Source organism: Ochrobactrum chromiisoli (genome assembly GCF_026241335.1).
Taxonomy (GTDB): Bacteria; Pseudomonadota; Alphaproteobacteria; order Rhizobiales; family Rhizobiaceae; genus Brucella; species Brucella chromiisoli.
This window is the reverse complement of the sequence record NZ_JAPHAV010000002.1, coordinates 441035-466378: the sequence shown is the minus strand read 5'-3', so window position 1 is coordinate 466378 and position 25344 is coordinate 441035. Positions and strand designations below refer to the sequence as shown.

Sequence of the window (25344 nt, the reverse complement as noted above, 5' to 3'; positions counted from 1 at the left end):
CTGACACAATAAGTTGTCAATCAGGCAACCGGAAAAATTGGGATGCAGATGTCACAGATGCGGCACGTCGAAGAACAGCTTCGCGATATGATCCTCGGGCTTGAACTGGGACCAGGCGAGCGGCTGACTGAACGCTGGATCGAGACGCAGTTCAATGCTTCGCGCACGCCGATCCGAGCCGCACTTTTACGGCTTGAAGCCGAGGGACTTGTCGGAAGGGAAGGGCGCGGCTGGACTGTTTCACCGATCAATCTCGCCGAGATTGAACAGATCGGCGTCTATCGCGAGGCACTGGAGATTGCCGCCCTCAAGGTCACTTGCGCGATGGAAGATCGCAGTGGGGTCGATGCGATTGCTGAAATGCTCAACAGTTGTGATGCGACACGTTCGCGTGAAGAGTGGCATCGCGTGGGGATGGATTTTCACATCGAGCTTGCCCGACTTTCGGGTAATGAATTTCTCAGCCGTGGCGTTCGCGATGCCATGCAGCGGCTTTCGCGCGCACGCTGGCTTGAAGTGCGCGATGCGGATGCGCTGGCGCGCGCCTGGCAACAGCATCATGCCATTCTGGATGCGGTGCGAGAAGGAAACTTGTCTCAAGCCACCACTCTGATGACATCGCATTTGGGTGGAAGCCGATCGCGTCTGATCGACAATCTGCGCGAAGATCGGCGTGGCCTGAAAGCGCGTGGCTTTGCAGTGGTTAGTGGCTAAAGCATTTCCAACAAAAGTGCGAAGCGGTTTTGCGCGGAATAATGCGTTAAAACAAAAAAATATCACCATTCAGGCAGCTTATGTCCGTCACGGGCAAAATGGGTTGGTCTGCCCTCTTTGATACCCACATCGCGCAGCAAATATTCCGGCGAGTGTTCGTTGATGAGGTAATACTTACGTTTCCGCTTGAACAAGCGCGCAATCCACTTGCGCAAGCTCAATGGCGTAGTTTTTTCAGGGCAAGCAGCGGCAATCGTTGATGAGCTGATGTCAACATCACGCATAGTAGGTCTCATTTTTTAGGGGTATGTGTTAAATTGTGCCTATAGTTATGATGGAAAAATGCTTTGTTTTCCAATTGAATGTCGATTATCCTACATAAGGAGAACTTATGTATTATGACGTCACCCCTGCCACCGCTTTCAGCCATTCGTGTTTTTGAATCCGCTTCCCGCCACGCAAGCTTTACGCGTGCGGCGAAAGAGTTGGGAATGACGCAGGCTGCCGTCAGCTATCAGATCAAATTGCTGGAAGAGCGTGTCGGCGCTCCACTGTTTCTGCGTAAACCGCGACAGGTGGAATTGACCGAACTGGGCAAGCGCTTGGCTCCTGCGATTAACGATGCCTTTGAAACAATGCGGGCGGCCTTTGCTTCGGCACGGGATGACACGCAGGGCGTTTTGACAATCAGCGCTGTGGTGACGTTCGCATCAAACTGGCTGGTACAGCGGTTGGGGTCGTTCCAGATGCAACATCCGGCGCTGGCCGTGCGACTGGATACCTCGAACGATATAATCGATTTCTCGACGTCAAATGTCGATATGGCCATTCGCAGCGGGCGAGGTGAGTGGCCCGGTATGATTGCCCACGAACTGATCAAAGCGCAGTTTTCACCGATGCTCAGTCCCAAACTTATGGAGTCGGTCGGAGGGATTAAAGATCCTGTTGATTTGTTGCGCCTTCGTGCCGTCGACCCCACCGATCCATGGTGGAAAATCTGGTACAAAGCTGCCGGAATTGAAAATCCGGCCATAAAGGGCAATTCTTTCAGCCGTTATGGCGCGCAGCATCTCGAAGGGCGAGCAGCCGCTGCCGGGCAGGGCGTTGGTATCCTGACACCTGCGTTTCATGCCGCAGAACTGGCATCAGGGCAACTAATCCAGCCCTTTGATCTTCTTTGTGATGACGGACAGGCCTATTGGCTGGTTTATCCCAAAGCACGCAAGAACATGCCCAAAATCCGTGCTTTTCGCGAATGGATTATGGGCGAGCTTGCGCCGTAACCCTAGCCCATCAGATAGCGGAAAAAACCAGCCGAGCAGATGCCGATGATGACGGTCGGCAGCATAGAAAAGCGTGTTGCCGCTAGAATGGTGATCGCAAGCGCTGCAAGATCAGCCGGTTTGTCGGAAACGAAATCGGGCGCAATAACGGAAATCAGCACGCAGCCGGGAGCGGCTTCCATGACGGCTGTGGCGCGCTTGCTGAGCGTACGATTGCGCAACAGAATATAGCCGCCAATACGCGTGAGATAGGTGACGCTTGCCATTAAAACGATGGCTACAACTGCTATTGGATCAATCATTGTCTTTACCTGCCAGAACATAAGCAGCAATCAGACCGGAAATCGCACCGGCTGCGACATACCACGCACCGGGGATAGTGAGATAGGTTGTTGCTGCAACAACAAGGCTGACCAGCCATGGACGGGCGGCGGCAACGCCTTTCCACATGCCTGCAAGCAGCACGAGGAAGACAGCCGGAAAAGCCATGTCAAAGCCATATGGACGCATATCGCCCATCATCGGGCCGAAAGCTGCGCCAAGGGTCGTAAAGAACACCCATGCAATGTAAAACGGGATCGCAACACCGGCATAGAATTTAAGGCTGAGAGCAGGGTTGATGCCTTTGGCCTTTCGGCGTTTCGCATCGGCAATGCCGATTGCCCAGCTTTCATCGCACATGAGAAACAGCGTCGCAAAAACCTTGCGCTTGGGCAGATGACGGATAAATGGAGCGAGCGCTGCCCCCATCAGTAGATGACGGCTGTTAACGAGAAAAGTAATTGCGGCAATCAGCAAAATATGCGGCGGGGAGGTCCACAGCTGAATAGCTGCAAATTCCGATCCCCCAGCAAAGTTGAGACCGGTCATCAATGGAACTTCGACGAGACTCAACCCTTTTTGTGCAGCAAGCGCACCCAGAACCACCGCATAGGGAATAATGCCAAGCAGAACCGGAAACCCGGCAACTGCACCCCGGCGAAATTCCGAATAACGCGCAGTTCTGCTTTTTTGCGGCGCATAGGCCTGTGAAATATCCATAAAACGTCCGTTGGCCTGCCGTCAGGCTGCCCCTTATGCATTGCATGATTTGTCTGAATTTTGGATAATGTAGCCAATGTCTGACGCAATTTGGTTGCAAAGATTGGTCTTATGCATCAATGTTTGGCACAAAATGCCAATAATATTTTAAAAAATGGAATTGATAGCCAATGAAGCTGGATGATATCGATAGACGGATCCTTCGCGTACTTCAGCGCAATGGTCGTATCGCCAACAATGATCTGGCGCGTGAGGTGGGCCTGTCGGCGTCACCATGTCTGCGTCGCGTCCGGCTTCTTGAAGATGCGGGCGTAATTGATCGCTATGTTGCGGTGCTTAATCCGGCAAAAATTGGCAAAGGGCTGACTTTTTTCGTGCGCATTCGTCTCGATCAACAAGATGAGGAGACACTGCAAACCTTTGCAAAGGCCATCCTGAAGCTACCGCAGGTGGTTGAGTGCTATTTCATGTTGGGGGATTTTGATGCAATGATCCGCGTTGTAGCGGCTGACATTGAAGACTATCGCCGTTTTCAGTCGGAGCATTTGAGCCGCATCAAAGGCGTGCAAAGCCTCAAGACAGACGTTCCGAGCCAGACGGTTAAGCAGGTTTCCGAAATCCCGGTTTAAATCAAGAAAAAGGCCCGGAATGACCGGGCCGTTTTTCATTTCGTTATGCTGGGAGGGTCGCGCTGTCGATGACAAAGCGGTATTTCACATCACTTTTCAGCATGCGTTCATATGCATCTTCGATGTTCTGGATTGCAATCATTTCAATATCGGCAACAATGCCTTTTTCAGCGCAGAAGTCGAGCATTTCCTGCGTTTCAGCAATGCCTCCGATCAGCGAACCGGCAATCGAGCGACGTTTGAAGATCAGCGTAGCGACATTTGGCGATGGATGCGCATGTTCAGGCACGCCAACCAGTGTCAGGGTGCCATCACGCTTTAAGAGCTGGGTGAAGGCATCGAGATTGTGGCTGGCTGCAACGGTGTTGAGGATAAAGTCAAAGCTGTTGGCGTGTGCCTTCATCTCTTCTTCGTTGCGCGAGACAATTACTTCATCTGCACCGAGCGCCTTGGCGTCTGCGCGCTTGCTTTCGGATGTGGTGAACGCGACTGTATGAGCGCCAAGCGCATGAGCAAGTTTGATGCCCATATGTCCAAGGCCACCAATGCCGACAATGCCGACTTTCATGCCGGGACCAACGCGCCAGTGACGCAGCGGCGACCATGTGGTGATGCCTGCGCAAAGCAGTGGTGCAACGGCAGCAAGCTGTTCCTTAGGATGGTTGATCTTGAGAACGAACTTGTCTTTAACAACGATCTGCTGCGAGTAGCCGCCAAGTGTGTGGCCCGGCGCGTCAGGCGTAGGCGAATTATAGGTGCCCGTGAAGCCGTGTTCGCAATATTGTTCCAGCCCGTCATCGCAGGCATAGCAATGCTGGCAACTATCGACCATGCAGCCAACGCCGACCGTATCGCCGACCTTGAATTTGCTGACATTTGCGCCGACAGCGGTAACGTGGCCGACAATTTCGTGGCCGGGAACGCAAGGATAGACCGTTCCGGCCCATTCCGAACGAACCTGATGCAGATCGGAATGGCAGACACCGCAATAAGCGATTGCGATCTGCACATCGTCTGCACCCGGCGCGCGGCGTGTGATGTCGATCGGTTCAAGTGGCTTGTCACCGGCATAAGCACCATAGGCTTTTACGACCATGTGGTTGCTCCTTGTTGTGGTTGAGACCGGACGCATGCTCACACATGAGGCCAGTCGGAAATCTGTTCTGTTGCCGTTCGTTCTTTCGATGCCAGCATATCCACAAACCTGAACACAGGTTTATGACAATCGGCTGACTTGGCAGGCATTTTAAGATGGGGTGAAGAAGCGAAAAAGGAAGAGCAATATGCCGAATTGGCCATCACGAATGCGTGCGCCGTGTTGCTCAGCTTAAAGCGCCAATCTGGTTTGACGTGCTTTAGGGATGTGGTTGTGCAAAGCCATGGCGTTCGGAAAGGGCCTTGAGGATTGCATCCTTGTCGGAGATGAAGGCGCGTCCTTCATATTCGCCTGTTTGATGGATTGAGCTGTCACCTTGCGCCAATATCAGCAGTGGTAAACACTGGTTTTCCTCACCCACAAGTGCGATTACATCTGGTCTCGGACGCGGCCAGGCGATGCGCATGATCTCGATTTTCTCTCCCAATGCGGGAAATGATGCGAGCACGCCTTCCATCAGCGCACAATGTTCGCAGTAAAAAGTCTGGCCCGGATAGGCCGGATCTTCAAAACCGGGCATTAGAAGAAAAAGCGTGTCTTTGCTCAATGGAAACTCCTGCGCTGCTTTGTTCGTGAAATGATAGGATGATTCTCAGAGCAATTGCGCGTTTCTATTGTGTTTTACTTAATCTCGGTTAGCGCTGCGCGCCCTTGAGAGCACCCACAATCTCATAAAATCTACGCCCTTTGCCCTATGCTCTACCTCTAATTGCGGACGTGGTAGATCGGATTGCTGTAACATTTTCAATGGCATGGTGGAGTAATATCAGAGCGGTAATTGGGGTGAAGTAATCGAGGCATTCTACCTCCGTGCAACACGGAATGATGCTTCATGTTCTTGAACAGACGCATCGTGCTTTGCAAAAACATGCTGTTTTTGGCCCGATGCCATAACTCTTAGAGCGGAGGGACTTATGTCAGCAGATAAAGACCGGCATTCACCGAGCAGTCGCGCGCGACGCCATTTTCTGGGTGCTGCGGCGGGCATGATTGCAAAGGGGTCCGCCCTGGGCGCACTGGTGGCGACTGTATCGTCTTTTCCAGCTCGAGCTCTTGGTACGAAATGGTGGGAGCACGGCGGCGGTTCAGGTTCTAACTGTCTTTTGAAAGGTACACTCATAGAGACCGCGAAGGGGCCGGTTGCGGTAGAAAATCTCGTGATCGGAGATTTCGTCAGGACAGTTGATGGTTCTTTTATGCCCGTTAAGTGGGTCGGCTGGCAAAGCCACCGCAAAGGCGGAGCGGGTTGGAACGAGAACATCATGCCGATCCGTATTGCACGTCATGCGATTGACGGCAAAGCGCCTCGCCGTGATCTCTGTTTGTCTCCAAACCATGCTCTTTTTATTGATGGCGTTTTGATCAGAGCGAAAGATCTCGTCAATGGCCAGTCTATCACGCGCGCTTTAGCACAAAATACCATCGACTATTATAATATTGTGCTCGATAGCCATGCGGTTGTGCTGGCCGAAGGCGCCGCGGTCGAAACCTATTTGATGCGCGGCGAAAGCTACAAAAGCTTTACAAATTTTGCGGAGTATGAGGCTCTTTACAGAGGCGAAGCACGTATCGTTATGCAGTCTTTTGTGCCGATCATTGGCTATGAAGGTGTGCGTGAAAACATAAAGGCATTGCTATGTTTGAGCGGAATTCTGCCGATGTGTGATGTGGTGGAAGAGACATATCAACGCCTTGCAGCAAAAGCCGGGGAGGGTGTGGTTTAAATCCGATCCATCAGCGCATACCATGACAAGGCAACAAATAGCAGTGGGGCACGCAACGTGCGGCCGCCGGGGAAGGCGGGAATGCGCAATTCTTCAAAGAGTTTGAGCTTCTCGCGCTTACCGCTGATCGCGTCCGCATAAAGTCTGCCCATGTAATTGGCGAGCATGACTCCATGGCCGGAGTAACCACCTGCTGAAATAACGCCAGGCATCACTTCACGCACAAATGGCTGGCGCGGCATGGTTATACCAACGGATCCGCCCCATGCGTGTGTAATGTCGACCTTGTCGAGTGCGGGATAGATTTCAGCAATCTGGCGGCGGATATGTTCGCTGATGTCACGCGGATTGTCGGCGGTATAGGCTTCACGGCCTCCGAACAGAAGACGGCCATCCTTTGATTTACGGAAATAACGAACGACGAAGCGCGAGTCATCAACCGACTCACCACCGGGAATGACCGGGCTGTTGTCGCCCAGAGGGGCAGTTGCGCCAATAAAAGAACGGATTGGCATCACGTGAGTTGCACTTGTCGGCTCCAAATCACCGCCGTGCGCATTGACTGCGAGAAACGCTCTCTTTGCTGAAATCGTGCCGCGTGGCGTTTCAACTTCAACGCGACCGCTTGCTGTGGTTATCTTTGTGGCTTTGGTGTTTTCAAAGAGATGCGCACCGGTGGACTGTGCCGCTTTTGCCAGCCCAATCAGCAATTTCAACGGATGGATATGACCGGTGCCCGCATCATAAATCCCGCCATGATAGCGGTTAGAGCCGAGAAGTGTGGCCATTTCGTCGCGTTCAACAAAACGAATATGAGGGTAATTGAAGCGCGTGGCCATCAGTTCCGCATGGGCCTGATAGTGCTTCAGATAACGCGGCTTGTGCGCGGCTGAAATCTGGCCGGGCATATATTCCATATCGATAGAGTGTTCGCGCGCAAAGCCAAGAAGGTAAGCCTTGGCTTCTTCCGCAACATCGAACAGAGCCTTCGCCCGTTCAAAGCCATATTGCTTTTCGAGGTCTTCCGGCCATGTGCGCTGACCGGTGCCGAACTGACCACCATTGCGTCCCGATGCGCCATCGCCAAAGCGTGCCGCTTCGATCAGCACAACGTCGGCTCCCTGTGTGGCCAGATGATAGGCTGCCGAAAGTCCCGTATAACCACCACCAATAACAACGACATCTGCCTGACGGGCACCATCAAGTTCTTCGTATTGCGGTCGCTCTGGAGCGCTCGCTTCGTACCATGAAAAGCCGGGCGAGATTGGGCTTTGATAGGTCATGTGGAACCGGTCAGACGTTGAGCAGAAGGAACTCACGTTCCCACGGGCTGATGACTTCCATGAAAGTCTCGAACTCCGCGCGCTTGATTGCTGCATAAGTGGTGACGAACGAGTTTCCGAAAAGGTTGCGCAATTCCTGATCATTTTCAAAGAGTTGCACAGCTTCTATCAGACCGCGCGGCAGATCGATTTCCTTGGTGTTAACGCTTGTCGATGCAGGTTGATCAGCTTCGATTTTGTTCACCAAACCAATCAACCCGCACGCGAGCGATGCAGCGAGTGCCAGATAAGGGTTGGCATCAGATGAAGGAATGCGATTTTCGACGCGGCGGCTACCGGACTCGGAACGCGGTACACGGAAGGCCGTTGTGCGGTTGTCGTAACCCCATTTCACATTAACCGGCGCCGATGCATCAGGCGTAAGGCGGCGATAAGAGTTAACATAGGGCGCGAACATCACGAGCGCGTTTGGTACATGACGTTGCATGCCGCCGATGAAGTGGCGGAAGGCTTCGCTTTCACTGCCATCTTCGTTGGAGAAGATGTTGCGTCCTGTTTTCTTGTCGACGATCGATTGATGGATATGCATCGCCGAACCCGGCTGGCCTTGAATAGGCTTGGCCATGAAGGTTGCATACATATCATGCTTAAGGGCGGCTTCGCGGATTGTGCGCTTGAACAAAAATACCTGATCGGCCAGCTCAACCGGATCGCCATGGCGCAGATTGATTTCAAGCTGTGCTGCACCTTCTTCGTGGATCAGTGTATCGATCTCAAGGCCCTGACCTTCGGAGAAATGATAGATGTCGTCGATCAGTTCATCAAACTCGTTGACGCCTGCAATTGAATAGCCCTGACCGCCACCAATGGCGCGGCCGGAGCGCCCCACCGGTGGCGTGAGCGGATAATCGGGGTCCGGGTTCTTACGTACCAGATAAAACTCGATTTCCGGTGCAACAACCGGCTTGAGGCCGCGCTTGTTATAGGCAGCAACGACAGAGCGCAGCACATTGCGCGGCGTGAATTCAACCGCGCGTCCATCCTGATAGACCAGGTCGCAGATGACCTGCGCTGTTGCATCCGTTTCCCATGGCACCGAGGAGAGTGTCGAGAGATCAGGCAAAAGCCTGAGATCACCATCATCTTCGGGATATTGAAAACCATGACCGTCTTCAGGATAATCCCCTGAAATGGTCGTCATGAACACAGCAGAAGGCAGAGCAAGCGACGTATTGGAAGTGAACTTCTTTGATGGCATCATCTTGCCACGCGCCACACCCGCCTGATCAGGGGTAATGCATTCGATGTCTTCAATGTCGCGCCATGCCAGCCACTCTGTGGCTTGCTTCCAGTTCTTCACGCCGCGAAGCGATTTGACATAAGCAGGCGTACGGCGACGCGGCGCACGCGCAACCTTCTTTTCCGTCGTATCAGCAGACATCCAACACCAAAAAATGATTTCGTATAGCATCATGATAGCTGGAGCATGATGCGTTGACAAATGAAGCTTTGAACAACAACAACATTAAATATGGGGAGTGATAAATGAGGGGGTATGCACAAACGTGTGGATTGCCATGTTTGCGTAATGTTGGCGCCATGTTTGAGAAAAGAATTCGCGAAAACATGTCTTGAGAGGTTTGCTGGATGCAAAGAACGATCAAAGCGGCTTTGGGAATGGCAGGAAGCGCTTTGTGTATGATGCTCGCCCTGCAAGGACAGGCATCGGCCAAAAGCGAAAAACTCACCTGCATGATCATCCTTAATGCGAATAATGGCGACATCATCTCTAAAGAAGGCGACGTTTGCGATACGCGCAACAGCCCGGCATCAACCTTCAAAGTGCCATTGGCGTTGATGGGGTTTGAAAGCGGCATTCTCGAGGATGCACACACCCCCTCCTGGCCTTACAAGGAAGGTTATCCCGCGTGGCGTGAATCATGGAGGCAATCTGTCGATCCGACCTATTGGGAGGATCAGTCGGTTGTGTGGTTCTCACAAGAGCTGACGCGGAAGCTAGGAAAAGATAAATTTCAAAAATACACAGATCAACTCAATTACGGTAACCGTGACCTAAGTGGCGATCGGGGCAAGAATAACGGCCTTTTACGTTCTTGGATTTCCTCATCATTGCAAATATCACCCAATGAGCAGGCTGATTTTCTCATGAAGATGGTGAATTACAAGTTGCCGTTTTCTGAGGTTGCGATCACCAAAACCATGGAAATTTTGCCAAGTCATCAGCTTTCAAACGGCTGGATGGTCCATGGTAAAACCGGCTCGGCCTTTGAAACAGGCCCTAAAGGCAAGCCAGATCGACGCCGTCAGTTCGGCTGGTATGTCGGATGGGCGGAGAAAGGCGATCAAAAGGTTGTATTCGTGCGTCTCAATCGAAATGTGCTGGCCAGAAAGGGCGGAATGGGTCCGGTGACGCGTGAAGAGCAATGGGCGATATTGGAAAAGGCACTTCAATAATGCGAAATCTGCGCCATCGCTGAGCATATGTAGTTTATTGTGCCCAATTTGGTCTTGTGAACGGCGAAAGAAAAAATCCGAATGAGCTGTGAAGCAGATTGCGTCTTTTGGGCTGCATAGCAGCATCGAAGCATTTAGGCTTCACGCCAGCGCGATCCATTCGCGCGAAGCGGTGTGGGAATAGATTTCCCAAAACCGCCTAGCCAAAAATGTCTGTTGACGCAAAAAAGAACCCGACTGGCAGAGCCAGCCGGGGAGGTCAGTTAAGCTAATCCAACATGAATGGACTGGTATATCAAGTTATAATCCGTTGTTTTTTGCTGATCACGGGTTTCGGGTAACGATAACCGGGATCAAGAGGTCGCCCCAGTTGCCATCTCCCGCATGATGTCGGGCAGAACGAACCAGCTCTACAGAAACACCGGCCTCGACTGCTTTCATAACCGACTGATTGAGACGGTGCAGGTCATTGGCAAGCATACGGATCGCGCTTTGCTGATCGGTGCTCATCGAGGTTGATTGCTCTTCTGCTCTTTCCTTAACGCGTGCAATCGAAGCCATTTTATGTTCCCTTCGTTGTTATTCCGCAGCCGGACGGAACTGCGCTGTTTCGGTGGATTCCTTCATGGCGGTGGTCGAAGACTGGCCGCCGGTGATTGCGAGCGATACGGCATCGAAATAGCCGGTGCCGACTTCGCGTTGGTGTTTGGTCGCGGTGTAGCCGTTGGCTTCTGCTGCAAATTCCGCCTGTTGCAGTTCGGAATAAGCCGCCATCTGACGATCTTTGTAACCACGCGCCAGTTCGAACATGCCGTAGTTGAGCTGATGGAAACCGGCCAGCGTAATGAACTGGAACTTGTATCCCATCGCACCCAGCTCGCGCTGGAACTTGGCAATTGTTGCGTCGTCGAGGTTCTTCTTCCAGTTGAACGATGGCGAGCAGTTATAAGCCAGTTTCTTGCCCGGATGAGCCTTCTGCACAGCCTCTGCAAAGCGCTTAGCCTGTTCGAGATCGGGCTTGGATGTTTCCATCCAGATCAGATCGCAATAGGGTGCGTAGGCAATGGCACGGGCGATGCATGGCTCAATGCCGCTTTTCACCTGATAGAAGCCTTCCGCCGTGCGTCCAGCATCGTAATCGACGAATGGCTTATCGCGCTCGTCAATATCCGAGGTCAGAAGCTTGGCGGCTTCTGCATCCGTGCGAGCGATGACCAACGTTGCCGTTCCCATGACATCGGCTGCAAGACGTGCCGCATTGAGGTTGCGGATATGGGCTGCAGTCGGGATCAGAACCTTGCCACCAAGGTGGCCGCACTTCTTTTCAGAGGCCAGCTGGTCTTCATAATGCACGCCAGCAGCACCGGCTTCGATGAAGGCCTTCATGATCTCAAATGCATTCAGCGGTCCGCCGAAGCCTGCTTCCGCATCCGCAACAATTGGTGCAAACCAAGTATCAACCGACAGGCCTTTGCCTTCCGCAGTCTCAATCTGGTCGGCACGCTGCAATGTCTTGTTGATGCGCTTTGCCAGTTCAGGGGCAGCATTGGCCGGATAAAGCGACTGGTCGGGATACATGGCCGATGCCGTGTTTGCATCCGCTGCAACCTGCCAGCCGGACAGATAGATCGCCTTCAAACCAGCACGTACCATCTGCATGGCCTGATTGCCGGAGAGCGCGCCCAGCGCGTTGACGAAATCTTCCTCGTGGATCAGTTTCCACAGACGGTTTGCACCCATCTCGGCCAGCGAATACTTGATCTCCACCGAACCGCGCAGCCTTTTCACATCTTCGGCTGTGTGTGCACGCTCAATGCCGTCAAAGCGGCCTTTGGGTGCCGAAGGGATGAGGCTGTAAAAATCTGTCATTTCGGTGTCTCCTCACACTAAGATTAGGTTCTGGAAGAGCTGATTGTTGTCGCTCTTTCTGTGACCAGATTTACAACCCTATTGCTCGAACAGCTAGAAAAAGCAGTGAAACGGCTGAGAAATTGAGGTAATGCTGTCTGAAAATTGACTGAGGTCATTTGTAAATTTGTAAATCTTGTCAAAATCAAACTTTGCAGCTATTTTGTCATGAATTGTAAATTTCATCATTGCTGACTTGGGAGGCCTCATGAGCGAACGCAAGATCTTTGCTGGTCCACGCATCAGGCGCATCCGCAACGAACGCGGTCTGACGCAGACATCCATGGCCGAGGCGCTTGGTATTTCGCCGTCCTATCTCAATCTGATTGAGCGTAATCAGCGTCCGCTGACGGTGCAGCTCTTGTTGAAGCTTGCCAGTGTTTACAAGCTTGATCTCGACAGCCTTCAGGCTGAAAGCGGAACAACGGTTGCGGGCCTAAAGGAAGTATTTTCCGATCCACTGCTGACGGGAGAATTGCCGGGCGATCAGGAACTGGTGGAGATTGGCGAGGCGGCACCCAATGCCGCCACCGGCATCGTTAAACTCTACCGTGCATACCGCGAGCAACAGCAGCGCCTTTCTGATCTCTCGCAATTGCTTTCGCATGAAGGCAGTGATGCGCAGCTTTCTGCCACGCGATTGCCGCTGGATGAAGTGCGTGATGTTATGGCGCGGCGGCCCAATCATTACCCGCGGATCGAGGAAGAGGCGGAAAGCTTTTATGGTTTGCTGAAACCTGATGGCGACTTGTCAGGTGCGTTGAAAGAATGGCTGCGGCGCGAGCATGGCATTACGGTGCGCACATTGCCCGTTGCAACCATGCCGAACTGGCGCAGACGTTATGACAGGCATTCGCAGCGGCTTTTCATATCGGAGCGATTGTCGCCTTTTGATCAGTTGCAGGAAATTGCCATGGAAGCAGCGCTGATCCGTATGCAAGTAATGATCGGCGCTGAAACAGAAGGGTTAAAGCTCTCGTCCAGTGAAGCAAAGCGCATCGCGCGTTTTGAACTGGCGCGTTATGCGGCACAGGCTTTGATGATGCCTTACCGGCAGTTTCGTGATGCTGCTGTGCGGGCGCGCTATGATATAGACGTGTTGCGTTCACGCTTTGGCGTGTCCTTTCAACAGGCGGCAAACCGACTGACAACGCTTCAGCGGCGGGATAATTCTGCTTTACCGTTTTTTCTGATGGAAATCGATCATGCTGGCAATCGCTTACGCATGGCGGGTGCCGAAGGCTTTCCGGTGCGATTTGGCGGTCAGTGTCCGAAGCTTCCGGTCTATGCAGCATTCACACAGGCGGGGCAGGTGCTGGTGGAGCCAGCCGAATTGCCCGATGGTTCCAGTTTTCTGACGGTTGCGCGAACGCTTGAAGGACCGCAAGGTGCATTTAACGAGCGTCCGCGGCGCACGGCAATTCTCATCGGCTGCTCGCTCGATGCTGCTATAGAGACAGTTTACGGTACAAACAGTGCGTCTCGCACAGAAATAGGCCCCGCTTGCAGGCTTTGTGAACGGCAAGGCTGCATCACCCGTGCCGAGCCGCCGTTGACGCGTCCATTGGGGCTTGATGAAATGGTGGCGGGGCTATCTGCTTTCGATTTCCAGTAGAGCCGCGATATTTTGACTCCGACGGTCTGCAAATGGCGTGGTTCTGCGCTCCCGGTGCTCGTGTACCCAAAGTACACTCCGCTCCGGTTCTCGAACCTCACTATTTTCGCCGCGCCATAGTCAAAATCTCGTTGGCTCTCAGGCGTGGCATCGCAATTTTTATGTTTGTGTTGTCATCAGCCGGTTGACGAATGCTGCACAATCTAAAAAGGTAGAAAATGAAACAGTTTACCCACCCTTAAGCTGTACCGGAAATTACGGTGCAGAATGGAGCACGCGATGAGGATGAAATCCTTTCTTCTGGCGACAACGATGGTCACGACCCTTGTGAGCGCCACCGTATTTCCCGCAAGCGCGCAGGAGCGGGTTGTCAATATTTATAACTGGTCGGATTATATAGACGATTCGATCCTCAAGGATTTTACCAAGGAAACGGGCATTAAGGTCGTTTACGACGTTTATGATTCCAATGAAATTCTTGAAACCAAGCTTCTTGCCGGTGGTAGCGGCTATGATCTTGTTGTGCCATCGGGTGAATTCCTTGGCCGTCAGATCCCGGCTGGTGTGTTCTTGAAGCTCGACAAGGACAAGCTGCCAAACCTCAAGAATATGTGGGATGAAATTTCGACCCGTGCCGCGACCTACGATCCGGGCAACGAATATTCCATAAACTACATGTGGGGCACGACCGGCATTGGCTATAACAAGGCCAAAATCAAGGAAATCCTTGGTACCGATACGATTGACTCTTGGGATGTGCTCTACAACCCGGAGATTTCGGCGAAGCTGAAAGACTGCGGTATTTATCTGCTGGATACATCAAGCGAAATGCTGCGCCCGGCTTTGAATTACCTTGGTCTTGATCCCAATTCCCCTTCACCGGAAGATATGGAAAAGGCGCAGGAGCTTTATCTCAAGATTCGTCCGAATATCCGCAAGTTCCATTCGTCGGAATATATCAACGCGCTGGCGAATGGCGACATTTGCATGGCGGTTGGTTATTCAGGTGACATCTTCCAGGCACGTGATCGTGCCGAGAAGGCAAATCAGGGCGTAGAGATCGGTTATTCGATCCCGAAGGAAGGCGCGCTGATGTGGTTTGACCAGATGGCAATCCCTGCTGACGCAAAACATGTACCTGAAGCGCTTGAATTCATGAATTATATCATGCGCCCGGAAGTTGCAGCGAAAGCATCCAATTTCGTATTCTATGCGAATGGTAACAAGGCTTCGCAGGCGTTCATCGATAAAGATATTCTCGATGATCCAGAAATCTATCCGAGCGAAGAGGTGTTGAAAAAATTGTTTGTGCCAACGCCTTATGACCAGAAAACTCAGCGTTATGTTACGCGGGCCTGGACCAAGATCGTCACAGGTCAGTAACAGTTGGATAATAAGACGGTTTTGAACGTCTGATCGGGTTTGGTCCCGTCAAATTGTTAAGAGCGGCTCACTGTTCATACAGGAGGGCCGCTCTACGTCTTAATATAGTCGTTTAGTGGCAGGCTGTGCCTGTGAATGCAGGTTCCTGATAAGTCGATAGGGGAACGGAATGGAATCTTTTGGCAGCTTTCGCCGCAAATTTGCACCCTGGAATGATCCGGCGGCGAAGCCTTTCATCTCTTTTGAGAATGTGACCAAGATTTTCGGCGATTTTACCGCGGTTGATGATCTGTCGCTCAATGTTTTCAATCGCGAGTTTTTCTCGCTCTTAGGTGCTTCCGGCTGCGGCAAGACCACATTGATGCGCATGTTGGCGGGTTTTGAGGAGCCGACATCGGGGCGCATTACGCTCGATGGTCAGGATTTGCGCGGCATTCCTCCCTATAAGCGACCGGTCAATATGATGTTTCAGTCCTATGCACTGTTCCCGCATATAACGGTAGAAAACAACATTGCTTTTGGGCTCAAGCAGGACGGCATGGCGAAATCGGAAATCGATGCGCGTGTCGCTGAAATGCTCAAACTTGTGAAGCTGGAAAAGTTTGGCAAGCGCAAGCCGCATCAGCTTTCTGGTGGGCAGCGCCAGCGCGTGGCGTTGGCGCGTGCTGTTGCCAAGCGTCCGAAAGTGCTGCTGCTGGATGAGCCGCTGGGTGCGCTCGACAAGAAGCTGCGCGAAGAAACCCAGTTCGAATTGATGGATTTACAGGTCAAGCTCGGTCTTACCTTCATGGTCGTCACCCATGATCAGGAAGAAGCCATGACCATGTCTGATCGTATCGCTGTCATGGATAAGGGTCGCATTATGCAGGTGGCAACACCGGCAGAAGTTTATGAGGCGCCGCGTTCAAAGTTCGTGGCCGACTTCATTGGTAATGTGAACATCATCGAAGGTGAAGTGGTCAAGGCCGCCAATGGTGAGGCTGAAATCGCCACGGAAAAATTTGGCTTTCATATCCACACTGAAACGCGCGAGCAGCTCAATGCCGGTCAGAAGGTTTGGTATGCGGTGCGTCCTGAAAAGACACGCATTACCCGCGAAAAGCCGGAAGAGACCGCTGTCAACGCGGTTGAGGGTGAGCTTTGGGATATTGCCTATTTTGGCGATATGACGGTTTTCCACGTCCGCCTCGACAATGGTCGCACCATCAAGGCTGCAAGCCTGAATGCTGTGCGCAAGACGGAAAATCCGCTGACCTATGATGAGCGCGTATGGGTTTCGTTTGATACCGATGCCGGTCTGGTGCTGACGGCCTGAGGAGGGGAAGCACATGCAAAAGCTGATCGCTTCCATAACCAGTCGCCTCGTGATCGCAGTCCCTTATCTGTGGCTGCTGATCTTCTTTCTGGTTCCGTTTTTTATTGTCTTCAAGATTTCGCTTTCCGAAGTCACGATGGCAATACCGCCTTATCAGCCAGTTATTGATTTGACGCAGGGCTTTGGTCTTGCATGGGAGCGCGTGAAGCAGCTTTCTATCGATAACTATCTCTGGCTGATGGATGATCCGCTTTATTATATGGCGTATCTTTCCAGCGTGCGGATTGCGGCAATCTCGACATTTCTGACATTGCTCGTCGCTTATCCGATGGCTTATGGCATGGCGCGGGCACCGCAAAGTCTGCGACCGACATTGCTTATGCTGGTCATCCTGCCGTTCTGGACATCGTTCCTGATCCGCGTTTATGCGTGGATTGGTATCCTCAAGCCGGAAGGTCTGCTCAACCAGTTTTTGATGTGGCTGAATATCATCGATACGCCACTCAACATTCTGAACACGGAAACGGCAATCTTCATTGGTATCGTTTATTCTTATCTGCCGTTCATGATTCTGCCGATTTATTCGTCACTCGAAAAAATGGATTATTCGCTGATCGAAGCGGCGCAGGATCTCGGCTGTACTGCATTTTCAGCTTTCTGGAAGATCACCTTTCCACTATCGCTTGCAGGCATCGTGGCGGGGTGTTTCCTTGTATTCATTCCGGCTGTTGGTGAATTCGTGATCCCCGATCTTCTTGGCGGATCGCAGACGCTGATGATTGGTAAGACAATCTGGAGTGAGTTCTTCTCCAATCGCGACTGGCCGGTATCTTCGGCTGTGGCCGTGGTTCTGCTGCTCCTGCTTATCGTGCCGATCGTGATTTTCCAGCAGGTGCAGGCGCGCCAGCAGGAGAAGGGGAAATAACATGCAAAACAATTGGTCACGTTTTAATATTGTCTCGGTGTCGCTTGGCTTTGCTTTTCTTTATCTGCCGATTGTTCTGCTGGTCATCTATTCGTTCAACGAATCCCGCCTCGTCACTGTCTGGGCGGGCTTCTCGACCAAATGGTATGTGGAGCTGTTCCGCAATCAGGCGCTGATGGATGCGGCATGGGTGACGATCCGCGTCGGGCTTTTGTCTGCGACGATTGCAACCGTGCTTGGAACGCTGGCCGCACTTGCACTCACGCGCTACACGCGGTTTCGCGGGCGAATTCTGTTCTCGGGCATGGTCTACGCGCCGCTGGTCATGCCGGATGTCATCACCGGCCTTTCGCTGTTACTTTTGTTCGTGGCGATGAATTTTGACCGTGGTTTCTGGACGGTTACGCTTGCGCATATCACCTTCTCGATGTGCTTTGTGGCCGTTGTCGTGCAGTCGCGTCTGGTGAGTTTTGATCGGTCGCTGGAAGAAGCGGCAATGGATCTTGGCGCGCCACCCGTGACAACATTCATGAAAATCACATTGCCAGTTATTCTGCCTGCCGTTGTTTCCGGCTGGATGCTGGCTTTCACCCTTTCACTCGATGATCTGGTGATTGCAAGCTTCACCTCTGGTCCGGGTGCAACCACACTGCCGATGAAGATTTACTCTCAGGTGCGGCTTGGTGTGACACCGGAAATCAACGCGGTCTGCACTATCCTGATTGCACTGGTGGCGACGGGCGTGATCATTGCTTCGGTTGTCAACAAGCGTCGCGAAGTGCAGCGCCGCCGTGATGAGCAAGCCGCATTCCGCATGGGATGATGATCATAAGGAGAGGGGCTTACTGCCCCGTTCCGCTTCCTGTCGATGATGGGGAGATAAAGGGCCGATCCCAGGAGCCGCCAACAAAGAAATGCAGCGGTGGCTTCGCGGGCGTGGTCTCGGCAAGTTGTCCATCCGTATTCTGCGGCTGCGGCTGGTTATCGGGGAAGATGACTTCGCCGCTTAATGCCAGACTGCGGTCAACAAATGGAACAATACCAGCCAGATTGAGCGTGCCATCATTCGTGGCAAGACGCGCATTCTCCAGCGTTGCCACGCCATCGGAAAGATTTGCCTTGAGGTCGAGGCGATTGAAGGCAAGAGAGACGTTTTCCTGCCGTTCAAGCGCAAAGAAACCTTGGCTCTGCGCTTTTGTCAAAAAATCCTGAACCGAAAAGCCTTGCATTTGCCCGTTGTTAAGCTGAACGGAGACATTGCCCTGCGCGCTGTTCAGAAGCGCTGACCAACGGTTGGCTGGCGCTTTCATAAACAGTGAAACATTACCCTTGCCATTGACGAATGGCTTGTCAAAGCCGAGCGCTGCAAAAAGCTGCGAGCTGTCAATGTCGGATGCGTTGAACCGCAATTCACCACTGGCGGTCTTCAGGTCGCGAACAATCTGCAGATTGGCCTGAATAATGCCGTTAAAGGCTTTGGCATCACCAATATCGAACATCGCGCGACCGCCTCTGATCTGTACGGCCGCTGCAACGCTGGTTAATGATACCGGACCTGCGGTGGCGGCTTGCGCCGAAAGACGCAGGTCAAGCTCAGCCCGGTCGATGAAGCTCGTATTGATATTGTCCTGCTCGCTTTGATTCCGTTCGCTCGGAGAGCGAGGCTGATTGACGGGCAGCGGCACGAAGATGGAGAACAACCGTCGCAGATCAAGCTTATCGAAGGCGAGGGTGCCGGTAACCGCAGGCGTGTCCTGCTCAAAGCCAATTTCAATCACACCCTTGGCCGGGCTTTCATCCGTTGTCATTTCGACATTATCGAATTTCAGCCGCTTCGGCGTTGATGTAATGGTTGAATCAAGGGAAAAAGCCCCGATTTCGGTGCTGCCGGCGACGGGTGGCAGGCCGAGCCAGCGAACACTGTTGCTGAGCGAGGGCGTTTTTGCACTCAACGCGCCCTCAAAGAAGCGATCATTGGAAATATTGGCCTTGCCCTCAAAGGTAATATTGAGGGGTGTGGATGTGAAGCTTGCGTTCACGTCAGAGGTGCCACCGGCAAGAAGCGACAATGCTTGACCGGCGGTGACATTGAATTGGGTGGCCTCGCCCCGCCATTGCGCACTTCCGCGCAAGGTTGCCGCACTTGATGTTCGCGGCCATTCAAGCGTGGCGTTCAACTTTGTAATCTGCTGCTCTTCCTTCGAAGCCTCCTGCTCGTCGGGATGATTAAATGAGACCGTACCATCACGGATCACAACGCGGCCAAAAGGTTGCGATGCCTGTTGTGCGGCAAGCGCTTTGTCATTGGCGCCGTTTTGCTGCAAAGCGCGTTGCGCGCGGATGGCCGTGCCGAGGCGCCCGCTGGAGTTGGCAATCGCATCAAGCAGACCGGAAAAATTATCGACCGGTCCACCAATATTGAAATGCGGCCTTACAATCTGCGTTTCAGAGAAAGACAAACGCCCCATAAGTGCATCGAGTGGGGAAAGTTCAACTTCAATCCGGTTGGCACTCATGAAGGGCTTGGAACCCTGATCTGAAACCTTACTCAGTGTGACACCATCAAGTGAAGCGCGTAACACCGGAAATACCCGCAAACGCGGTGCTTCACGCAGCTCGACGCTATAGCCGGTCCAGGCACTGATTTCCTGGGCAACGCGAATACGGATCGCATCTGTGGAAACGATAAAAGGAACGATTGCGAGCAACGTTGCTGCTGCTGCCGCACCAAGAATGATGAGCGCAATAATAAGGCGCGTAAATCTGGGCCAGCGCATCAACCATCCTATCAGTGACATATAATCCGTAATCTATCTCAGCATTATAGCACAGCATAGCCACCTATGCTGATTCCAACATATGGTTAGTTCATCAATGCAAAAACCGGTAATGATTTTTGAAAGCTGGAATCATAGATTTAGGGATTTAATCTGCCAGAACGCGTGTTGGCGGAAAGATGATTTCGACAACTGTGCCCTGACCCGGTGTCGAATCGATTGCAAATTGTGCGCGATTGGCCTCAACCATCGCCTTTGTCAGCGGCAGTCCGAGGCCTGTGCCTTCGTTGCGCCAGTCCTTCGCATTTTCTGCCTGCCTGCGTTGCATGGCATTGACCTGACGGAAAGGTTTGAGCGCCTGCTGAACTTCCGCTTTTGTCATGCCAACGCCTGTATCGCGCACGCGCATAACGACATCGCCGTTCAATTCGTAATTTGTTGAGACGATGACCTGTCCGCCGGTCGATGTGAAGCGAACAGCGTTGGAAAGCAGGTTGAGCGCGACCTGTTTGATCGAGCGTGCGTCTGCGACAATATCCGGCAGGTTCGACTGGAAGCTCGAGCGGATAATCACGCGCTCACGATTGGCCTGCGGCTGCATCAATGCAATGGCCTCGCCAATCGCGTCATTGAGCGAAACCGCTTCAAACTGCATATCCAGACCACCCGCTTCGATCTTGGATATATCGAGCAGATCATTGACCAGCGCCAGCACATGGTTGCCGGAACGATTGATATCCCGCAGATAATCGCGATAGCGGTCATTGCCGACAGGTCCGAATTTCTCATCCGCCATCAGCTCCGAAAAACCGATGATCGCATTGAGCGGCGTGCGGATTTCGTGGCTGATACGGGCCAGAAACTCGGTCTTCTGGCTGGATGCACGCTCGGCTTCCTTGCGTGCTTTGGTCAGTTCTTCTTCAGTGCGCTTCCATTGTGTGATGTCACGAAGAACGGCGCAGTAACCGCTTGTGTGCGGTAGTTTGCCGATGGTCATATACAGCGGAATAAAGCCGCCTTGCGCTTCCCTGCCGATCACTTCGCGGCCGTCATTGAGCACACTGAGAACACCGTTGTCAGAAAGCCCGTGCAGATAATCCATCGCAGCACGCTGGCTTTCAATGGCAAAAAGCATTGAGAAGAATTTGCCTTCTGTATCTTTATGATCATAACCAAAAAGCGCAGCCGCTGAATGGTTCATCGAACGAATGCGGCCTTCCGGCTCAATGAGCACAACGCCGTCAGTGGCTGTGTCGAGGATGATCTTGAGTTCTTCCACATTGGCTTGAAGCGCTTGCTTCTCAGCGAGATCGGCGCTTGGCGTTTCTGCTGGCCCGGTCACCTCTGCAAGTGTAGGAGCCACAGGCATCAGGCTCAACATGAGCGCACGACCATCACGCCAGCCAATGGCGTTGAGATGAGCCTCTACGGGCTGTTCGCTGCCATCCGCACGTCGCAGAACCATGCCCTGGGAATTTCCGCCATCTTCGTTGTCGCTGTTGAACAAAGCTTCCACACCACCGGCATGATGAATGTCTTGCAGCGTTGCATAGCCTGTCAGGTCAAGAAGTGCCTGATTAACATAATGAATTTCGTCGCCGGAATGAATGATGACCGGGATAGGCAGATTGGCGAGAAGCGTTGTTTCGTCGGAAGCATGCTTCTGTTCGGTCTTGGCGGCATGCTGCGTCTCGTCCGCTGGTTTGGGATTTTCAGACACAAGCGCTACAACCGCTGAATGCTCCGCCGCAGGCTGCTCGCCGTCTTGCCTGGAATTGGCCAGTCCCTGCTTGCGCAAACGATCTGCAATCTCGCGAAATGCGCTGCGTTCCGTAGCAGTCAGCCCGCCCTCTGGGCGCTGTTCCTTGTTTTTGCTGTGCTTTGCCTGATCCGCTTCCACTTTTCCGCGTGCGGCAGCATTGAGCAGCTCAATGATCTTATCTGACTCGCGGCGCCCCGCGTTCGGTGTCAGCTCAAATGGCAACGTTGGCGAGGCAGGGGTCGGATGCCCGGCTCCGATTCGATCATCATTGGCAACTTCCTCTGAAAGCGCCAATATATCATCTTCATCATCCGCGTTCAGCATATCCTGTATCGTCGGCGCGGCGTCCCGTTTCTGCGGAACGCCACCAGCAAGCACCAGACCGATTGCCTCTGGATCCTCTTCCGCATCTTCCGGGCGCACAAGGCCAAACCCACGGAAGCCAATGAATTCGCGGTCGCGCGAATATACGGGCAGGGCTGCAAGCTCTACCGGTACACGCAGCTGCGTTCCTTCAACAGGCCAGAGCAGTTTCTTGCCAGACCACGTGTCTCGCTTTTGCAGCAGTGACGCGATGCTGCAATCCGTATCAAAGCCGAAAACCTTTGCTACCTCCGAAAAGCGTCTGCCAATGACGTCTGCCGCATTCGGCCCAATGATGACGCCAAGCTCCGGCGAAACCTCGGTAAATGAACCTGCTGCATCTGTTTTCCAGATGAACCGGGCAGGCGCGCCTTTTTCATCGAATGCAAAGCTTTTGGGCTCTACTTTCTTTTCCACAGCGGCATCGGCTGTTGGAGCTCTCTGTTTATCGCTTGTTTTGGCAACCGCTTCCCCGACGATGCATACCAGATGCAGGGCAGGATGATCGGAAAGCCGGGCAATCGCACCGGGTACCGAGTGTTTGCCCGCACGAATGCGGCGTTTCACGACACGGTCGCTGGCGTCGCCTGCTTCAATGATAAGGTCTTCAAGGGTTGAGACAGAAATATCCAGCGTAGAAAAACCTGGGCTTGCGGCGATGATTTTTGCGTCTCCCTCAATGAGGGCGACATGGGTTTCTTCATCACTGATGCCAGAAATAATCGTTTCGGGCGAAGCATTGTGGTTTTCGACTGTGAGCAGCGTGGCTTTTACACCATCTGGCATTGTCAGTTGTGAAACCTGAAGACGGGTGAGTTCGGAGCGCATGCCTGAGCTAAGGCGTACTGCAACAATATGCGGTTCGCCGTCTTTAGGGCTGCTGGAGCCTGCGATCTGGCGACGGGTTGCGACGGGTAGTTCGAGCTTGCCGCCGATAATGTCTTCGATATGCTCAAAACCGAATAGCTTGGCGCCGGGGCCATTGATCCACAGAACAGTCGACAGGTCGTGCGTCAGCACGAGCTGCGCATCGCCTTTTATAAAGCCTTCGCGGATTTGATCCAGCGCAGCAATATTGATGAAGGGGTATGATCCTGACATACCGGTCCTTTACCTGTTCTTCCGACCACCCAAAGTGCTCTTTAATTATATGTTAATAAGCTGCTTGCGGGTTCGGGTCTACATTCCCGTTCGATATGGACCTGACTTTCTGTTCCATTAGTTAATAGAGGCGTGGTAATTTTAAGTGTCAGCTCATTTACGAGCTTTGTGCACAAGCATGCATAAAACATGGTAACCAGAATGCATCCAATTTTAACGATTGGGGTGTTTGCGTTAACAAACGGGGATTTCTTCAACAAAGATCATTTTAATGACTTGCAATATGGATCGATTCTCCGTATGTGACCCCCTGTCAGCGGACGCCGTAAGTGAGTTCGTTGAGATTTAGGTACGCGGTCGTAGCTCAGTTGGTTAGAGCGCAGGATTGTGGCTCCTGAGGTCGGTGGTTCGAATCCACCCGTCCGTACCATCTAATCTAAAATCACATCAATTCCGGGTCTTTGCGCTCTATTTTGAGTGTAACGTTTCTGTTTGGAACCAAATCCTCCATTGATCATTTGCCTATTGTATAGGTTTCGAGGCAGGAGGAGGTTTGATCCGTGAAACAGCTAAACCCGGATGAAGCAAGGCAGGGCCGGGAGGGGAAGCCGGTTCTTATCATTTTGCTGATCAGTCTTGTTGCGGCTGCGGTAGTCTGGGTGCTCGTTGAAATATTTGGCAGCGTCATTGCGCCTGAAGTGCCTTCCAACAGTGAGCGTTCCGTTTCTCCTGCTGCAACGCAAACTAAGCCGCCAGCATCAGCAGAATGATCCGAGCAGATATCTGCCGTCTTTTAAGGGCGGCTTAGTGATTGCTCGATGAGCCATGAAAAAGTGTTGCCGAATAAACCGTGTTTTGAGCTTGAAAGTTATCTTGATAATTTTCCAATGCAATTTTCAGAGAGCACAAAAATTGCATTGAAAGTATGTGAGCTCGTAGTGGAAACGCCAAGTTTATATTTTTTGAAACGTGCTCAACTGTTCTCTAAGGCGCGCAAGATTGCGTCCTTTAAGTTGAGGCGATGTTTGCGTAAATTTGTTTCCTCTTCTTCGCTGACCGGCGAAATTCTGGTTTCGGCGCGATGAATACGGTCGTTGACTGAGTCATATTCTTCAAGAATGCGCGCAAATTTTGGGTCTGCACTTTTTAAAGCATGGATGGCGCTGAGCTTGTCAGGAAATTCTTCACCCAGCGTATGTGGAGTGTTGGACATGATTTTCTCCTTTTATGAAGGCACTTTGGCAACAGGGAAATGAAGTATCATTGATTCCGATCAATATGGATGTTTATCCGTGCTGCCAGTAGAGCCGCCCTATCTGCGTATGACATCACAGATTTTCATCCATACCACGAACCAAGATATAATTGTCCACGCAGCCTGGAGTGACTTGCGCTTAATCGTACCCAGAACGCTCGCTCTATCTTCTCGTTTTTATGAATGCCGTTCTCGAAAAGGCGGTTCTCACTTTTCCCGGACATGCTTTAACTATAAAGCCAGCCAGCTCGCTTGACGCGGCTGGTATCGGGACGTAATAGAGTTACGACGGTTCCCCGACCGAGAGCGAAGGGGATTAATAGGGAACACGGTGAGGACGACCCAAAAGGGACCGAGACCGTGGCTGCCCCCGCAACTGTAAGCGGATGCCGTTCATCCTCGTGACGCTGTCAAGGCGTTATGCCACTAAGCCCACAATGGCTCGGGAAGGCAGATGAACGGCCTATATTCGCGAGCCAGGAGACCTGCCGTCTAACGTAGTCCATTGTCACGGGCGGGGATGCCCGGAGCAGGAGTTGGTTATGACAGCTTTTCGCGTCGCAAGACGTTGTTTCCTATTGTCATTCATATCCTCGGATATGTCCGTTCACTTCAGGCGCCGGACCGGTTCCGCC

General features: G+C 52.5%; 23 protein-coding genes, 1 tRNA gene and 1 riboswitch. Of the genes, 12 read left to right on the top strand and 12 right to left on the bottom strand.

The features are described from left to right. Positions 1–48: 48 nt before the first annotated feature. Positions 49–714, top strand: a complete 666-nt coding sequence (locus tag OPR82_RS09005; RefSeq protein ID WP_265984487.1) for a GntR family transcriptional regulator — start codon at positions 49–51, stop codon at positions 712–714. A 62-nt stretch (positions 715–776) separates the two neighbouring features. On the opposite strand, the gene OPR82_RS09000 is transcribed toward OPR82_RS09005, so the two are convergent. After that, positions 777–998, bottom strand: coding sequence for a hypothetical protein (locus OPR82_RS09000; RefSeq protein ID WP_265984418.1), 222 nt, complete (start codon positions 996–998; stop codon positions 777–779). Positions 999–1112: 114 nt separating this feature from the next. On the opposite strand from OPR82_RS09000, the gene OPR82_RS08995 reads away from it, so the two are divergent. Continuing rightward, a complete protein-coding gene (locus OPR82_RS08995; RefSeq protein WP_265984417.1) occupies positions 1113–1997 on the top strand; it encodes a LysR substrate-binding domain-containing protein in 885 nt (294 codons plus the stop codon). Positions 1998–1999: 2 nt separating this feature from the next. Here OPR82_RS08995 and OPR82_RS08990 read toward each other — a convergent pair whose 3' ends face one another. Together OPR82_RS08990 and OPR82_RS08985 are read right to left on the bottom strand one after the other, a co-directional pair. Continuing rightward, the gene (locus tag OPR82_RS08990; protein WP_265984416.1) at positions 2000–2299 is read right to left on the bottom strand and encodes an AzlD family protein; all 300 of its coding nucleotides are present in this window, start codon (positions 2297–2299) and stop codon (positions 2000–2002) included. After that, on the bottom strand, positions 2292–3038 hold the full coding sequence (locus OPR82_RS08985; RefSeq protein ID WP_265984414.1) for an AzlC family ABC transporter permease: 747 nt from the start codon (positions 3036–3038) through the stop codon (positions 2292–2294). The genes OPR82_RS08990 and OPR82_RS08985 overlap by 8 nt, the downstream gene beginning before the upstream one ends. 170 nt (positions 3039–3208) lie before the next feature. Here OPR82_RS08985 and OPR82_RS08980 point away from each other — a divergent pair, with 170 nt between their 5' ends. Beyond that, positions 3209–3667 carry an Lrp/AsnC family transcriptional regulator gene (locus OPR82_RS08980; protein WP_265984413.1) on the top strand — a complete coding sequence of 153 codons (459 nt, stop codon included), beginning with the start codon at positions 3209–3211 and terminating at the stop codon, positions 3665–3667. A gap of 43 nt (positions 3668–3710) precedes the next feature. On the opposite strand, the gene OPR82_RS08975 is transcribed toward OPR82_RS08980, so the two are convergent. Together OPR82_RS08975 and OPR82_RS08970 are read right to left on the bottom strand one after the other, a co-directional pair. Then, a complete protein-coding gene (locus OPR82_RS08975) occupies positions 3711–4763 on the bottom strand; it encodes an NAD(P)-dependent alcohol dehydrogenase (RefSeq protein WP_265984411.1) in 1053 nt (350 codons plus the stop codon). A gap of 259 nt (positions 4764–5022) precedes the next feature. Then, positions 5023–5370, bottom strand: a complete 348-nt coding sequence (locus OPR82_RS08970; RefSeq protein WP_265984410.1) for a DUF3088 domain-containing protein — start codon at positions 5368–5370, stop codon at positions 5023–5025. A 367-nt stretch (positions 5371–5737) separates the two neighbouring features. On the opposite strand from OPR82_RS08970, the gene OPR82_RS08965 reads away from it, so the two are divergent. Then, on the top strand, positions 5738–6547 hold the full coding sequence (locus OPR82_RS08965) for a Hint domain-containing protein (protein WP_265984408.1): 810 nt from the start codon (positions 5738–5740) through the stop codon (positions 6545–6547). Here the strand turns inward: OPR82_RS08965 and OPR82_RS08960 are convergent. Further along, complete coding sequence (locus tag OPR82_RS08960; protein WP_265984405.1) at positions 6544–7830, bottom strand: NAD(P)/FAD-dependent oxidoreductase; 1287 nt, start codon at positions 7828–7830, stop codon at positions 6544–6546. The two genes, OPR82_RS08965 and OPR82_RS08960, sit on opposite strands and share 4 nt — an antisense overlap. A gap of 10 nt (positions 7831–7840) precedes the next feature. Next, positions 7841–9271 carry a glutamine synthetase family protein gene (locus OPR82_RS08955; protein WP_265984404.1) on the bottom strand — a complete coding sequence of 477 codons (1431 nt, stop codon included), beginning with the start codon at positions 9269–9271 and terminating at the stop codon, positions 7841–7843. Positions 9272–9477: 206 nt separating this feature from the next. Here OPR82_RS08955 and blaOXA point away from each other — a divergent pair, with 206 nt between their 5' ends. Beyond that, a complete protein-coding gene (blaOXA, locus tag OPR82_RS08950; RefSeq protein WP_265984403.1) occupies positions 9478–10305 on the top strand; it encodes a class D beta-lactamase in 828 nt (275 codons plus the stop codon). Between the two features lie 324 nt (positions 10306–10629). Here blaOXA and OPR82_RS08945 read toward each other — a convergent pair whose 3' ends face one another. Continuing rightward, positions 10630–10866, bottom strand: coding sequence for an SMc00767 family acetate metabolism repressor (locus tag OPR82_RS08945; protein ID WP_265984401.1), 237 nt, complete (start codon positions 10864–10866; stop codon positions 10630–10632). An 18-nt stretch (positions 10867–10884) separates the two neighbouring features. Continuing rightward, on the bottom strand, positions 10885–12174 hold the full coding sequence (gene aceA / locus OPR82_RS08940) for an isocitrate lyase (RefSeq protein ID WP_265984400.1): 1290 nt from the start codon (positions 12172–12174) through the stop codon (positions 10885–10887). A 247-nt stretch (positions 12175–12421) separates the two neighbouring features. Between aceA and OPR82_RS08935 the strand changes: the two genes are divergently transcribed. The 5 genes from OPR82_RS08935 to OPR82_RS08915 all read left to right on the top strand — a co-directional run bounded on the left by OPR82_RS08935 (position 12422) and on the right by OPR82_RS08915 (position 18274). After that, on the top strand, positions 12422–13828 hold the full coding sequence (locus OPR82_RS08935) for a helix-turn-helix domain-containing protein (protein ID WP_265984399.1): 1407 nt from the start codon (positions 12422–12424) through the stop codon (positions 13826–13828). A 279-nt stretch (positions 13829–14107) separates the two neighbouring features. Further along, positions 14108–15211 carry a polyamine ABC transporter substrate-binding protein gene (locus tag OPR82_RS08930; RefSeq protein ID WP_265984397.1) on the top strand — a complete coding sequence of 368 codons (1104 nt, stop codon included), beginning with the start codon at positions 14108–14110 and terminating at the stop codon, positions 15209–15211. A 169-nt stretch (positions 15212–15380) separates the two neighbouring features. Continuing rightward, positions 15381–16526: an ABC transporter ATP-binding protein gene (locus OPR82_RS08925; protein ID WP_265984396.1), complete on the top strand. Its 1146-nt coding sequence runs from the start codon at positions 15381–15383 to the stop codon at positions 16524–16526. 13 nt (positions 16527–16539) lie between these two features. Next, a complete protein-coding gene (locus tag OPR82_RS08920) occupies positions 16540–17451 on the top strand; it encodes an ABC transporter permease subunit (RefSeq protein WP_265984395.1) in 912 nt (303 codons plus the stop codon). Between the two features lies 1 nt (position 17452). Next, positions 17453–18274: an ABC transporter permease gene (locus OPR82_RS08915; RefSeq protein WP_265984394.1), complete on the top strand. Its 822-nt coding sequence runs from the start codon at positions 17453–17455 to the stop codon at positions 18272–18274. A 19-nt stretch (positions 18275–18293) separates the two neighbouring features. Here the strand turns inward: OPR82_RS08915 and OPR82_RS08910 are convergent, their stop codons facing one another. Both OPR82_RS08910 and OPR82_RS08905 read right to left on the bottom strand, forming a co-directional pair. Then, complete coding sequence (locus OPR82_RS08910) at positions 18294–20228, bottom strand: AsmA family protein (RefSeq protein WP_265984393.1); 1935 nt, start codon at positions 20226–20228, stop codon at positions 18294–18296. Between the two features lie 148 nt (positions 20229–20376). Then, entirely contained in the window at positions 20377–23454 is a 3078-nt protein-coding gene (locus tag OPR82_RS08905; protein ID WP_265984392.1) for a PAS domain-containing hybrid sensor histidine kinase/response regulator, read from the bottom strand. Between the two features lie 353 nt (positions 23455–23807). On the opposite strand from OPR82_RS08905, the gene OPR82_RS08900 reads away from it, so the two are divergent. Both OPR82_RS08900 and OPR82_RS08895 read left to right on the top strand, forming a co-directional pair. Then, positions 23808–23884: transfer RNA gene (locus OPR82_RS08900), tRNA-His, on the top strand. A gap of 130 nt (positions 23885–24014) precedes the next feature. Then, positions 24015–24224, top strand: coding sequence for a hypothetical protein (locus OPR82_RS08895; protein WP_265984390.1), 210 nt, complete (start codon positions 24015–24017; stop codon positions 24222–24224). 203 nt (positions 24225–24427) lie between these two features. Here the strand turns inward: OPR82_RS08895 and OPR82_RS08890 are convergent, their stop codons facing one another. Continuing rightward, the gene (locus OPR82_RS08890) at positions 24428–24667 is read right to left on the bottom strand and encodes a YdcH family protein (protein ID WP_265984388.1); all 240 of its coding nucleotides are present in this window, start codon (positions 24665–24667) and stop codon (positions 24428–24430) included. 314 nt (positions 24668–24981) lie between these two features. After that, positions 24982–25216, top strand: a riboswitch (cobalamin riboswitch). The last annotated feature ends 128 nt before the right edge of the window (positions 25217–25344 follow it).

What these genes read in the sequence shown, in the direction of transcription:
- OPR82_RS08965 (WP_265984408.1), top strand. Translation starts at nt 5,738, where the DNA reads ATGTCAGCAGATAAAGACCGGCATTCACCGAGCAGTCGCGCGCGACGC.
- OPR82_RS08910 (WP_265984393.1), bottom strand. Translation starts at nt 20,228, where the DNA reads ATGCGCTGGCCCAGATTTACGCGCCTTATTATTGCGCTCATCATTCTT.
- OPR82_RS08955 (WP_265984404.1), bottom strand. Translation starts at nt 9,271, where the DNA reads ATGTCTGCTGATACGACGGAAAAGAAGGTTGCGCGTGCGCCGCGTCGC.
- OPR82_RS08905 (WP_265984392.1), bottom strand. Translation starts at nt 23,454, where the DNA reads ATGTCAGGATCATACCCCTTCATCAATATTGCTGCGCTGGATCAAATC.
- OPR82_RS08995 (WP_265984417.1), top strand. Translation starts at nt 1,113, where the DNA reads ATGACGTCACCCCTGCCACCGCTTTCAGCCATTCGTGTTTTTGAATCC.
- OPR82_RS08890 (WP_265984388.1), bottom strand. Translation starts at nt 24,667, where the DNA reads ATGTCCAACACTCCACATACGCTGGGTGAAGAATTTCCTGACAAGCTC.
- OPR82_RS08945 (WP_265984401.1), bottom strand. Translation starts at nt 10,866, where the DNA reads ATGGCTTCGATTGCACGCGTTAAGGAAAGAGCAGAAGAGCAATCAACC.
- blaOXA (WP_265984403.1), top strand. Translation starts at nt 9,478, where the DNA reads ATGCAAAGAACGATCAAAGCGGCTTTGGGAATGGCAGGAAGCGCTTTG.
- aceA (WP_265984400.1), bottom strand. Translation starts at nt 12,174, where the DNA reads ATGACAGATTTTTACAGCCTCATCCCTTCGGCACCCAAAGGCCGCTTT.
- OPR82_RS08915 (WP_265984394.1), top strand. Translation starts at nt 17,453, where the DNA reads ATGCAAAACAATTGGTCACGTTTTAATATTGTCTCGGTGTCGCTTGGC.
- OPR82_RS08990 (WP_265984416.1), bottom strand. Translation starts at nt 2,299, where the DNA reads ATGATTGATCCAATAGCAGTTGTAGCCATCGTTTTAATGGCAAGCGTC.
- OPR82_RS09005 (WP_265984487.1), top strand. Translation starts at nt 49, where the DNA reads ATGTCACAGATGCGGCACGTCGAAGAACAGCTTCGCGATATGATCCTC.
- OPR82_RS09000 (WP_265984418.1), bottom strand. Translation starts at nt 998, where the DNA reads ATGCGTGATGTTGACATCAGCTCATCAACGATTGCCGCTGCTTGCCCT.
- OPR82_RS08925 (WP_265984396.1), top strand. Translation starts at nt 15,381, where the DNA reads ATGGAATCTTTTGGCAGCTTTCGCCGCAAATTTGCACCCTGGAATGAT.
- OPR82_RS08975 (WP_265984411.1), bottom strand. Translation starts at nt 4,763, where the DNA reads ATGGTCGTAAAAGCCTATGGTGCTTATGCCGGTGACAAGCCACTTGAA.
- OPR82_RS08980 (WP_265984413.1), top strand. Translation starts at nt 3,209, where the DNA reads ATGAAGCTGGATGATATCGATAGACGGATCCTTCGCGTACTTCAGCGC.
- OPR82_RS08930 (WP_265984397.1), top strand. Translation starts at nt 14,108, where the DNA reads ATGAGGATGAAATCCTTTCTTCTGGCGACAACGATGGTCACGACCCTT.
- OPR82_RS08985 (WP_265984414.1), bottom strand. Translation starts at nt 3,038, where the DNA reads ATGGATATTTCACAGGCCTATGCGCCGCAAAAAAGCAGAACTGCGCGT.
- OPR82_RS08960 (WP_265984405.1), bottom strand. Translation starts at nt 7,830, where the DNA reads ATGACCTATCAAAGCCCAATCTCGCCCGGCTTTTCATGGTACGAAGCG.
- OPR82_RS08935 (WP_265984399.1), top strand. Translation starts at nt 12,422, where the DNA reads ATGAGCGAACGCAAGATCTTTGCTGGTCCACGCATCAGGCGCATCCGC.
- OPR82_RS08920 (WP_265984395.1), top strand. Translation starts at nt 16,540, where the DNA reads ATGCAAAAGCTGATCGCTTCCATAACCAGTCGCCTCGTGATCGCAGTC.